Here is a 10808-nt window from a genome sequence, read left to right as displayed (position 1 = left end):
CTCCGAGGTGAACCGGTCACCCGTGAGCTGCATACCGTCACCCGAATCACCCGCGAAACGGATGATCACCCGATCGAGACGGCGCACTTCCTTCTCGGTGCCGTGGTGGGGCGTCGCCGGGGCGCTGCGCTGCTCCCCGAGCAGGGCCTCACCGGCCTCGCTACTGACCTGGCTGGTCACTGAACTGGACCTCCCTCGCGGCAAGGGGACTCTCCGCCGGAGGCGGAGAAGGCTCGGGATGCGGTCGGCCGATCACCGTCCGTCCCGAGGCCCACCCTACGACGGCAGGGAGGGCCCTCCCGGGACTTCTCACATGACGGACCTCTTTTTGAGATGCCCTCTTGCTATGAATTGTCACGTTCTGTCGCCACCCGGAGTGTTCCGGAAAGTCTGATTCCGCCTCATCACCCGGTTCGGGACCAGGTTAGCTGACAGAGTGTCAGATGATCAGGACTTCAGATACGTCAACACCGCAAGTACCCGTCGGTGATCACCGTCACTCGGCGAGAGGCCCAGCTTCAGGAAAATGTTGCTGATGTGCTTCTCCACCGCGCCGTCGCTCACCACCAGCGCCTTCGCGATCGCCGAGTTCGTCCGGCCCTCCGCCATCAGCCCGAGGACCTCCCGCTCCCGCGGGGTCAGGTGCGCCAGCACGTCCTGCTGGCGGCTGCGGCCCAGCAGCTGCTGCACGACCTCCGGGTCCAGGGCCGTACCGCCCCCGGCGACCCGCACGACCGCGTCCACGAACTCGCGGACCTCCGCGACCCGGTCCTTCAGCAGATAGCCCACGCCCCGGCTGGAACCGGCCAGGAGTTCGGTGGCGTACTGCTCCTCCACGTACTGCGACAGCACGAGCACCCCCAGGCCCGGGTGCTCCTTCCGGAGCCGCACCGCCGCCCGGACCCCCTCGTCCGTGTGCGTCGGGGGCATCCGCACGTCCGCCACCACCACGTCCGGCAGCGCACCCTCCGCCGCGAGCTTCGCGACGGTCTCCACCAGCGCCTCGCCGTCCCCCACCCCGGCGACGACCTCGTGCCCCAGGTCGGTCAGCAGCCGGGTCAGCCCTTCCCTGAGCAGGACGGAGTCCTCGGCGATGACCACCCGTACCCGACCCGCCACGTCTTGCACACCCACGCCCCGAAGCCCCCATGTCCGATCTTCCGATGAGGCCCTCAGCATCCCACCCGCCCCCCGCCCCGCGGGGGCGATCCGGCCGCCCCGGCGCGGCCCCGCCGGCCGGGGGCGTCCGCGGAGCCCCCCCGGCCCACGACGCCCGGCTCCCCCCAAGGGGCCGGGCGTCTCCTACGCCCGCCAGGGCAGCTCGACCGTCACCGTCGTCGGACCGCCGGCCGGGGAGTCCACCGCGAGGACGCCGTCCACCGCGCCCACCCGCCCCGAGAGCTTCGCCAGCCCCGCACCGGCCGTCACGGCCGCGCCGCCCGCGCCGTCGTCGCGCACCTGGAGCATCAGCCGGTCGCCCGCCCGCCACACGTCCACCCACGCCCGCCGCGCCCGCGCGTGCTCGGTGACGTTGCGCAGCAGCTCCGAGACCGTGAAGTAGGCGATGCCCTCGATCGCCGGGACGGGCCGGGCCGGCAGGTCCACGTCGACCGAGACGGGCACCGCGCAGCGGGAGGCGACCGCGGAGAGCGCCGCGTCGAGCCCCCGGTCGGTCAGGACGGCCGGGTGGATGCCCCGGGCCAGGTCCCGCAGCTCCTTCAGGGCGAGCTTCACCTCGCCGTGCGCCTCGTCGACCAGCACCGCCGCGGCCCGCGGGTCCCGCGCCAGCTTCTCCTTCGCCAGGCCCAGGTCCATGGCGAGCGCCGCCAGCCGGGCCTGGGCGCCGTCGTGCAGGTCCCGCTCGATGCGCCGCAGGTCCGCCGCCGCGGTGTCCACGACCACGCCCCGGTCCGACTCCAGCTCGGTGACGCGGGAGGCCAGCCGCGACGGGCCCAGGAGCCCCGAGACCAGCAGCCGGTCCACGCCCACGAGCCCGCGCAGCACCCACGGCCCCATCAGCACGAACAGCAGCCCCACCGCACAGGTCACCCCGATCTCGAAGGGCGAGTCGAGGTAGAAGTCGTGCGTCCCGTCGCCGTACAGCTGCAGGCCGTCCTGACCGGCGTACATCGGGAACACCCACTGCCACAGCGGATAGGTGAACAGGCCCCAGCCCCAGCCCCAGAGCGCCACCGTCACGGAGAACGAGAAGACCGCCCACGGCATGTGGACGACCGCGTACAGCAGGTGCCGCCACGAGGCGCCGCTCTTCAGCATCGCGCCCATCCACGACAGCGCCCCGCCGGTACGGCCCCGCACCGGCTCGGGAGCGGCCACGTCCAGCCCCAGCAGACCGCGCGCCCGGGCCCGCTCGACCGCGCCGAAGCCCCGGCACATCGCGAGCGCCCCGGCCAGCACCGGCACGCCGAGGAAGGTGATCAGCAGCCCCGCGCCGGCCGACACGAAGGCGACGGAGAGCGCGAACCAGCACACACTGAGCGGCAGCCCGATCAGCACGTATCCGAAGGCGCGCCAGGTGCGGGCCTCGAACGGCGCGCGGATCGCGGCGGGGAGGCGGTGGGAGGCCATCGCGGTCGTCCTTCTCTGCTGGGGGCCGTGGGCCCGGGGCCGTGGTGCCGGGACCGAGGGGCCCGGCGGTACGCGCTCAAGCCTTCCGTTCCGCCGTCGCGCGGACCATGAGGCGGGTGGGCGTCTCCGGGCGGGGGTTTTCCCTACCCCGCGCCCCGGGCCGCCCCGGGGACGGGGGTCACGCGGCCGGGCGGGAGCGCCACGGCAGCTCCGCCGTGACCGTGGTGGGACCGCCCCCGGGCGAGTCGAGGACCAGCAGCCCGTCGACGGCGCCGAGCCGCTCCGCGAGCCCCGCCAGCCCCGTACCGCCGTCGAACCGCGCCCCGCCCGCCCCGTCGTCGCGCACCTGGAGCATGAGCCGGTCGTCCGACCGCCACACGTCCACGGACGCGGACCGCGCCCGCGCGTGCTTCGACACGTTCTGCAGCAGCTCCGAGACCGTGAAGTACGCGATGCCCTCGATGGCCTCCGCGGGCCGCTCGGCCAGGTCGACGTTCACCTTCACCGGCACCGTGCAGCGCGCGGAGACGGACGAGAGCGCCGCGCCGAGACCGCGGTCGGTGAGGACGGCGGGGTGGATGCCCCGGGCGAGGTCCCGCAGCTCCTGGAGGGCGAGCTTCACCTCGCCGTGCGCCTCGTCGACCATCGCCGCGGCCGCCTCCGGGTCGTCCAGCAGCTTCTCCTTCGCCAGACCCAGCCCCATCGCCAGGGCGACGAGCCGGGCCTGGGCGCCGTCGTGCAGGTCCCGCTCGATGCGCCGCAGGTCCGCCGCCGCGGTGTCCACGACCACGCCCCGGTCCGACTCCAGCTCGGCGATCCGCCGCTCCAGCTCGTCCGAGGGCGACAGCAGGCCCCGCACCATGCCGCGGTCGGCGTTCGACAGGCCCCGGGCGAGGAAGGGCAGCACCGGCCAGAGGACGATCAGCGACACCAGGCCGACGGTGAACGTCACGATCCCCCAGGGCAGCCGGATCAGCCCGTACAGCTGGGTCCGCCACGCCACCGGGTCCTTCAGCGAGCTCCACAGCCAGGGGAAGAAGCCGCGGCGCCGCGGCAGCCGCGACGGCTCCGCGACCCGCACCCCCAGCAGACCGCGGGCCCGCGCCCGCTCCGACCGGCCGATCAGCCGCGCGCCGCCCAGTCCCAGCGCGAGCAGCGGGAGGCCGACGACCGTCACCGCGAGCCCGACGCCGAGCAGGACGCTCACCACCGCGTAGACGAACCCGGCCAGCGCCGTGAAGAGATTGGAGAGCAGGAAGGCGATCTCCTTCCACGTCTCCTTGCCGTAGGCCAGGCGCAGCGGCGGACGGGGGGCATCGGCGGAGCCGGGGGACCCGGCGGACTCAAGATCGGCGCTCATGCTCCCCAGACTGCCGGTCGGCGACGGCGCGACGCCATGGGGGAGGTGGGTGAGGGGCAGGGGGGATAACCCCACCCGCGACTGCTTACGGTCCCTTTAGCAGGGCCTACACTCGCGTCCGTACAGAAGTGACTCATGAGACAACGAGACCGAGGGGCGGACGTGCGGGAACCGACCGTTGTCGCGGCCGACGCGGCGGACTACTTCCAGACGTACTCCGTCGTCGGCCTGCTCGCCGTCGTCGGCGTGCTCTTCGTCGCCGTGGCGTTCACGGCCAACCGGCTGCTCAGGCCCGTCGTGCCGACGCCCGAGAAGCTCCTCACCTACGAGTGCGGCGTCGACCCCGTCGGCGAGGGCTGGGCGCACACCCAGGTCCGCTACTACGTCTACGCCTTCCTGTACGTCGTCTTCGCCGTCGACTCGATCTTCCTCTTCCCCTGGGCGACGGTCTTCGCCGCACCCGGCTACGGCGCCACGACCCTGGTCGAGATGTTCGTCTTCCTCGGGTTCCTCGCCGTGGGCCTGCTCTACGCGTACAAGAAGGGCGTCCTGGCATGGACGTAACACCCCTGCCCACCCCCGCCGTGCCCTCTCCGAAGCTGGGGCCGCTCGCCCGCCTCGCCCCCGAGCCCATGAAGGTGGTCCTGAACTGGGGCCGCCGCTACAGCCTGTGGGTCTTCAACTTCGGCCTCGCCTGCTGCGCGATCGAGTTCATCGCCGCGTCCATGGCCCGCCACGACTTCATCCGGCTCGGCGTCATCCCCTTCGCGCCCGGACCGCGCCAGGCCGACCTGATGATCGTCTCCGGCACGGTGACGGACAAGATGGCCCCGGCCGTGAAGCGCCTGTACGAGCAGATGCCCGAGCCGAAGTACGTCATCTCCTTCGGCGCCTGCTCCAACTGCGGCGGCCCCTACTGGGACTCGTACTCCGTCACCAAGGGCGTCGACCAGATCATCCCCGTCGACGTCTACGTGCCCGGCTGCCCGCCCCGCCCCGAGGCGCTGCTCCAGGGCATCCTCAAGCTCCAGGAGAAGATCGCGCGGGAGAGCCTGGCCGAGCGGTACGCGTCCGCCGCCTCCGTCTCCCAGCTGACCAGCCCCCTGGTCCCGCCGCCGGGAGGCACCGCATGAGCGCGTACGACTCCCTGCCCGACGCCGTGACGGAGGTCTTCGGCGAGGAGGCGACGGCGGAGCACGCCTACGACCTGCTGACCGTCGACGTGCCGCCCGCCTCCTGGATCGCCGCCCTCACCACCGCGCGCGACGCCCTGGGCTGCACCTACTTCGACTGGCTGAGCGCCGTCGACGAGCCGGGCACCGGCTTCCGCGTCTGCGCCCACGTCGTCGCGCTCGCCGGCGGCCGCCCCCGCCGCCTCCTCCTGCGCACGACGGTCCCGCACTCCGCCCCCGTCCTCCCCACGGCGATCGGCGTGTACGCGGGCGCGGGCTGGCACGAGCGCGAGACCCACGAGATGTTCGGCGTCGACTTCACCGGTCACCCCCACCTCGTCCCCCTCCTGCTCCCCGAGAACTTCGAGGGCCACCCCCTCCGCAAGGACTTCGTCCTCGCCGCCCGCGTCGCCAAGGCGTGGCCCGGCGCCAAGGAGCCGGGCGAGTCCCACGACGGCGGCGGGCCCAAGCGCCGCCAGATGCTGCCGCCCGGCGTGCCCGACCCCAACGAGTGGGGCCCGCTGAAGGGCCAGCTCCCGCCGGCCCCCGCCCGCCCCGCCCGCGCCGCCGCCGGCGAGCGCCCCGTCCGCCGCGCCCGCTCCGTCACGGAGGGCTCCGCCGGCCAGGCACCCGCGGCCGGCCCCCCCGGCACCGACGCCCCGGCGGCCCGCCCGCCGCGCCGGTCCCGCTCGGTGACGGAGGGCTCCGCCAGTCAGGCACCGGCCGCGACCCCGGACGCCCCGACCCCGGACGCCCCGACCCCCGGAGCCCCGACCCCCGGAGCTCCGGCGCCGGACGCGGCCCCGGAGACCCCGGCGGCCCGGCCGCCCCGGCGCTCCCGCTCCGTGTCGGAGGGCTCGGTCAGCCAGACCCCCGCGCCTCCGGCCCCCGCGCCCGACGCGGCCCCCGGGACCCCGGCGGCCCGCCCGCCGCGCCGCAGCCGCTCGGCGGCCGACGGCTCCGCGAGCCAGACCCCCCGCACCGAGGACGCCGCCCCGGCCACCCCGCGCACCCGCAGCGCGGACGCCCCGTGGCACCACGCCCGCCCGGCCTTCGACGACGAACCGGCCACCCCGGCCGCGGACGCCCCGGCCGACGGGCCGGGGCCGGCCGAGGCGCCCGAAGCGACCGAGGCGCCCGGAGCTCCCGAGGCGGACACCGCGCCGGCCGACGCAGCCGACGCACCCGACGCGCCCCCCGCCCCGAAGGGCGGCAACGAACCGACCGACCCCGCCGGAGGCGATCCCGCGTGAATGACGCACTCGACGTCGCCCTGCGGCTGGTGATCCTGCTCGCGGTGTTCCTGGTGCTGCCGCTCGTCGTGGGACAGGCCGAGCACAAGGTCATGGCGCACATGCAGGGCCGGCTGGGTCCCATGTACGCCGGCGGGTTCCACGGCTGGGCGCAGCTGGTCGCGGACGGCGTGAAGTTCGCGCAGAAGGAGAACGTGGTGCCGGCCGAGGCCGACCGCCGGGTCTTCCAGCTCGCGCCGGCCGTCGCGCTCCTGCCGTACCTCCTCGTGCTCGTCGTCATCCCGATCGGCCCCGGCGAGGGCGCCGTCGGCCAGGTGATCGACGCGGGCATCTTCTTCGCGCTGGCCGTGATGGGCGTCGGGGTGCTCGGCAGCCTGATGGCCGGCTGGGCGTCGGCGAACAAGTTCTCGCTGCTCGGCGGCCTGCGGACGGCCGCCCAGCTGCTCGCGTACGAACTCCCCATGCTGCTCGCCGCCGCGTCCGTCGCGATGGCCGCCGGCACCGTCTCGATCCCCGGCGTCCTCGACGCCTTCGCGTGGTGGTGGGTGCCCTGGCAGATCGTCGGCGCCGCGGTCTTCTTCGTCGCGGGGCTCGCCGAGCTCCAGCGGCCCCCGTTCGACATGCCCGTTGCCGACTCGGAGATCATCTTCGGCGCGTACACCGAGTACACCGGACTGCGGTTCGCGCTGTTCCTGCTCGCCGAGTACGCCGGGATCGTCGTCCTGTGCGGCCTGACCACCGTCCTGTTCCTCGGCGGCTGGCACGGCCCGTTCGGCGGTGACGGCCTCGGCTGGATGTGGACCCTCCTCAAGACCGCGGTCCTCGCGTTCGTCGTGATCTGGCTGCGGGTGACCTACCCGCGCCTGCGCGAGGACCAGCTCCAGAAGCTCGCCTGGACGACCCTCGTCCCGCTCGCGCTCGCGCAGATCGCGCTGACCGGCATCGTGAAGGTGGCGATCCAGTAATGGCCCCGATCCCGGGATCCGGCCTGGCCAAGGGCCTCGCCGTCACCCTCCGCACGATGACGAGGAAGAACGTCACCGCGCAGTATCCGGAGGTCCAGCCCGAGCTGCCGCCGCGCACGCGCGGCGTCATCGGCCTGTTCGAGGAGAACTGCACGGTCTGCATGCTGTGCGCCCGCGAGTGCCCCGACTGGTGCATCTACATCGACTCCCACAAGGAGACGGTCCCGGCCGCCGCCCCCGGCGGCCGCGAGCGCAGCCGCAACGTCCTCGACCGCTTCGCCATCGACTTCTCGCTCTGCATGTACTGCGGGATCTGCATCGAGGTGTGCCCCTTCGACGCGCTGTTCTGGTCGCCCGAGTTCGAGTACGCGGAGACCGACATCCACGAGCTCACCCACGAGCGCGACAAGCTCCGCGAGTGGATGTGGACGGTGCCCGAGCCGCCGGCGCTCGACCCGCGCGCGGAGGAACCGAAGGAGATCGCCGCGGCCCGCAAGGCGGCGGAGAAGGCCGCCGCCGCGGCCGCCGCGGCCGAGGCCCAGGAGGACCAGCAGTGACCCTCGCCGCCACGGCGCAGCAGACGCAGGGCTTCCTCTCGCCCTCCGGCGTCGAGATCGCCTTCGTCCTCGTCGGCCTGGTGACCCTCGGCGCGGCCCTCGTCACCGTCACCACCCGCCAACTCGTGCACGCCGCGCTCTGGCTGGTCGTGGCGCTCGGCGGCCTCGCCGTCGAGTACCTCCTCCTGACGGCCGAGTTCATCGCCTGGGTCCAGGTGCTGATCTACGTCGGCTCCGTCGTCGTCCTCCTCCTCTTCGGCCTGATGCTCACCAAGGCGCCGATCGGCCGCTCCCCGGACGCCGACTCCGGCAACCGGCCGGTGGCCCTCGCGGTCGCCCTGGCCGCCGCCGTCGCCCTGGTCTGGGTGGTCGTCGACGCCTTCCGCACGACGTGGATCGACCTCGACGGCGCCGTCCAGGGCTCGACCGAGGTCACCGGCGCCGTCCTCTTCCGGCACTGGGTGCTGCCCTTCGAGGCCCTCTCGGTGCTCCTCCTCGCGGCGCTGGTCGGCGCGATCGTCCTCTCCCGGAAGAAGGAGCAGGAGCGCTGATGCACCTCGCCTACCCCGCCGTCCTCGCCGCGCTGCTCTTCTGCGTCGGCCTGTACGGCGTCCTCGCCCGCCGCAACGCGATCCTGGTCCTGATGTCGGTCGAGCTGATGCTCAACGCCGTCAACCTCAACCTGGTCGCCTTCGACGTCTGGCTCCGCGACGCCCTGCACGCCGGCCAGGCCCTCACCCTCTTCACCATCGCCATCGCGGCCGCGGAGATCGGCATCGGTCTCGCGATCGTCCTGGCGGTCCACCGCGCCCGGGGCACCTCCGACGTCGACCGGCTCCGCGACACGGCGGAGCACCCCGGGCAGCCGGACGACGCGCCCGCAGACGAGACGCCCACCGGCGAGAAGGCCGAGGCCACCGCGTGACCACCACGACCCTGGCCGTCCTCGTCCCCGTCCTGCCCTTCCTCGGCGCCGTCGCCGGACTGCTCCTGGGCCGCACCGCGCCCGGCTTCGTCCGCCCGCTCGCCGTGCTGCCGACGCTCGCCGCGGCCGTCCTCGCCGTCGCCGTCGCCGTCCGCCAGGGCGGCGGGAAGACGATCGAGGCCACCACCCAGCTCACGCCGACCGGCTCCGTCCCCATCGACCTGAGCCTCTACGTCGACGGCTTCGCCGCCCTCGTCGCCGTGCTCGTCGGCGTCGTCGCGACCTGCGTGCAGATCTACTCCACCGGCTACCTCCGCGACGACCCGCGCTACCCCTCGTACGCCGCGCTCGTCTCCCTCTTCACCTCCGCGATGCTCCTCGTCGTCTACTCCGGCGACCTGATGGTGCTGCTGGTCGGCTGGGAGATCATGGGCATCTGCTCGTACTTCCTCGTCGGCCACTACTGGGAGACCCCCGAGGCGCGCTCCGCGTCCCTCAAGGCGTTCCTCGTCACCAAGCTCGGCGACGTGCCCTTCCTCATCGGCCTCTTCGCCCTCGGCACCGACGCCGGCACCTTCCGGATCCCGGGCGTCCTCGGCGCCGTCGCGAGCGGCGGCCTCGACCACCCCACGACGATCGCGCTTCTGCTGCTCGCGGGCGTCGCCGGCAAGTCCGCGCAGTTCCCGCTGCACACCTGGCTCCCGGACGCGATGGCCGGCCCCACACCGGTCTCCGCGCTCATCCACGCGGCGACGATGGTCGCGGCCGGCATCTACTTCACCGCCCGGCTGCTGCCCGTCTTCGCCGCCTCGGCCGCCGCGATGACCGTGCTCGCCGTGATGGCCGCGCTCACCATGGTCGGCTCGGCGCTCGCCGCGCTCGCCCAGGACGACATCAAGCGCGTCCTCGCCTACTCGACCATCGGCCAGCTCGGCTACATGGCCGGCGCCCTCGCCGTCGGCGACCGCGGCGCCGCCGTCTTCCACCTGCTGTCCCACGCCGCGTTCAAGGCGCTGCTCTTCCTCGCCGCCGGCACCGTCATCCACGCCGCCGGCACGAACTCGCTCACCGCCATGTCCCGCATGAGCGGCCTCGCGAAGCGCGTCCCGGACGCCTACTGGACGATGACCGTCGCCCTCCTCGCGCTCGCCGCGATCCCGCCCTTCGCCGGCTTCTTCTCCAAGGAGGCCGTCCTCGTGGCCGCCGAGCACACCGCGCTCGGCGAGCGGGACGTCGCCCCCGCCGGGGCCGGCTGGACCGTGCTCGTCGCGGGCCTGCTGACCGCCCTGCTCACCGCCGCCTACGCGCTCCGCCTCTGGCTGCGCGCCTTCCGCGGCCGCGGCGCCGAGGCACCCGACCACGGCCGCCAGCCGATCGCCATGACGGCCGTCCTCTGGGTGCTCGCGATCCCCTCGCTGGGCTTCGGGCTCTCGGCCTCGTACCTCGACGACTGGTTCGACGGCAACACCCTCACCCCGACCCTCACCACGGCCGTCCTCGGCACCGGCCTCGCCGTCGCCGGCGGCGTGATCACCTACGCGGTCTGGCGCACCCTCGCGGCCCGGGCCCCGGTGCCCGCGCCCGTCCCGCACGTGGCCCACCCCGACGCGGAGGCCGGCCAGGTCGAGGCCGAGGCGCTGCGCCTGCCGCACCCGGCGCGCGACCCGGCCGACCCCGGCCGCGCCCTCCTCGGCCCGCTGCACGGCCCGGCCGCCGACGGCTTCCACCTGGACGCCGTCTACCGGGCCGCTTTCGTCCGCCCCGTCCTCGCCGCCGCCTCCCTGGTCCGCTTCCTGGACCGCGAGGTCGTCGACACCTACGTCCGCGCCGCGGGCACCTCCGCCAACGGGCTCGGCCGGCTCGTCCGCCGCGCCCAGACCGGCAACGTCCAGACCTATCTGAGCGCCCTGCTCGCCGGCTCCGTCGTCCTGGCGATCGCCGCCGTCGCCCTCGCCAACGCCGCCGGAGCGTGAGCCGTGATCGATAT

At 74.0% G+C, this 10808-nt stretch carries 12 protein-coding genes; 8 read left to right on the top strand and 4 right to left on the bottom strand.

The annotated features are described in order from the left end of the window. The 4 genes from ACZ60W_RS09415 to ACZ60W_RS09400 form a co-directional block, all read right to left on the bottom strand. On the bottom strand, positions 1–180 hold a 180-nt coding region (locus ACZ60W_RS09415; RefSeq protein WP_469754743.1), incomplete at its 3' end, for a hypothetical protein. Between the two features lie 267 nt (positions 181–447). Continuing rightward, positions 448–1119: a response regulator transcription factor gene (locus ACZ60W_RS09410; RefSeq protein WP_469754748.1), complete on the bottom strand. Its 672-nt coding sequence runs from the start codon at positions 1117–1119 to the stop codon at positions 448–450. A gap of 183 nt (positions 1120–1302) precedes the next feature. Then, positions 1303–2589 carry a sensor histidine kinase gene (locus ACZ60W_RS09405; RefSeq protein WP_469754742.1) on the bottom strand — a complete coding sequence of 429 codons (1287 nt, stop codon included), beginning with the start codon at positions 2587–2589 and terminating at the stop codon, positions 1303–1305. Between the two features lie 178 nt (positions 2590–2767). Then, positions 2768–3949 carry a sensor histidine kinase gene (locus tag ACZ60W_RS09400; protein WP_469754741.1) on the bottom strand — a complete coding sequence of 394 codons (1182 nt, stop codon included), beginning with the start codon at positions 3947–3949 and terminating at the stop codon, positions 2768–2770. Positions 3950–4084: 135 nt separating this feature from the next. Here ACZ60W_RS09400 and ACZ60W_RS09395 point away from each other — a divergent pair, with 135 nt between their 5' ends. From ACZ60W_RS09395 to ACZ60W_RS09360, 8 genes are read left to right on the top strand one after another with little or no spacing between them, the layout of a single operon-like run. After that, positions 4085–4513, top strand: coding sequence for an NADH-quinone oxidoreductase subunit A (locus ACZ60W_RS09395; RefSeq protein ID WP_469754740.1), 429 nt, complete (start codon positions 4085–4087; stop codon positions 4511–4513). Continuing rightward, complete coding sequence (locus ACZ60W_RS09390) at positions 4504–5082, top strand: NADH-quinone oxidoreductase subunit B (RefSeq protein ID WP_469754739.1); 579 nt, start codon at positions 4504–4506, stop codon at positions 5080–5082. The genes ACZ60W_RS09395 and ACZ60W_RS09390 overlap by 10 nt, the downstream gene beginning before the upstream one ends. Then, positions 5079–6374: an NADH-quinone oxidoreductase subunit C gene (locus tag ACZ60W_RS09385; RefSeq protein WP_469754738.1), complete on the top strand. Its 1296-nt coding sequence runs from the start codon at positions 5079–5081 to the stop codon at positions 6372–6374. The genes ACZ60W_RS09390 and ACZ60W_RS09385 overlap by 4 nt, the downstream gene beginning before the upstream one ends. Next, complete coding sequence (locus tag ACZ60W_RS09380) at positions 6371–7339, top strand: complex I subunit 1/NuoH family protein (protein WP_469754737.1); 969 nt, start codon at positions 6371–6373, stop codon at positions 7337–7339. Before ACZ60W_RS09385 ends, ACZ60W_RS09380 begins: the two co-directional genes overlap by 4 nt. After that, a complete protein-coding gene (locus ACZ60W_RS09375; RefSeq protein ID WP_366304474.1) occupies positions 7339–7896 on the top strand; it encodes a NuoI/complex I 23 kDa subunit family protein in 558 nt (185 codons plus the stop codon). The genes ACZ60W_RS09380 and ACZ60W_RS09375 overlap by 1 nt, the downstream gene beginning before the upstream one ends. Continuing rightward, entirely contained in the window at positions 7893–8447 is a 555-nt protein-coding gene (locus ACZ60W_RS09370; RefSeq protein ID WP_469754736.1) for an NADH-quinone oxidoreductase subunit J family protein, read from the top strand. The genes ACZ60W_RS09375 and ACZ60W_RS09370 overlap by 4 nt, the downstream gene beginning before the upstream one ends. Beyond that, a complete protein-coding gene (gene nuoK / locus ACZ60W_RS09365; protein WP_469754735.1) occupies positions 8447–8821 on the top strand; it encodes an NADH-quinone oxidoreductase subunit NuoK in 375 nt (124 codons plus the stop codon). The genes ACZ60W_RS09370 and nuoK overlap by 1 nt, the downstream gene beginning before the upstream one ends. Continuing rightward, a complete protein-coding gene (locus ACZ60W_RS09360) occupies positions 8818–10794 on the top strand; it encodes an NADH-quinone oxidoreductase subunit 5 family protein (RefSeq protein ID WP_469754734.1) in 1977 nt (658 codons plus the stop codon). Before nuoK ends, ACZ60W_RS09360 begins: the two co-directional genes overlap by 4 nt. Positions 10795–10808 lie beyond the last annotated feature (14 nt).

It is taken from the genome of Streptomyces sp. NPDC104202, from assembly GCF_055584185.1.
The sequence above is the reverse complement of the archived record's forward strand: the minus strand, read 5'-3'. Positions and strand labels throughout refer to the sequence as shown.

Bases quoted from the DNA above. Each gene is read 5' to 3' on its own strand.
- ACZ60W_RS09390 (WP_469754739.1), top strand. From the start codon at position 4,504: ATGGACGTAACACCCCTGCCCACCCCCGCCGTGCCCTCTCCGAAGCTG.
- nuoK (WP_469754735.1), top strand. From the start codon at position 8,447: ATGCACCTCGCCTACCCCGCCGTCCTCGCCGCGCTGCTCTTCTGCGTC.
- ACZ60W_RS09395 (WP_469754740.1), top strand. From the start codon at position 4,085: ATGAGACAACGAGACCGAGGGGCGGACGTGCGGGAACCGACCGTTGTC.
- ACZ60W_RS09385 (WP_469754738.1), top strand. From the start codon at position 5,079: ATGAGCGCGTACGACTCCCTGCCCGACGCCGTGACGGAGGTCTTCGGC.
- ACZ60W_RS09400 (WP_469754741.1), bottom strand. From the start codon at position 3,949: ATGAGCGCCGATCTTGAGTCCGCCGGGTCCCCCGGCTCCGCCGATGCC.
- ACZ60W_RS09405 (WP_469754742.1), bottom strand. From the start codon at position 2,589: ATGGCCTCCCACCGCCTCCCCGCCGCGATCCGCGCGCCGTTCGAGGCC.
- ACZ60W_RS09375 (WP_366304474.1), top strand. From the start codon at position 7,339: ATGGCCCCGATCCCGGGATCCGGCCTGGCCAAGGGCCTCGCCGTCACC.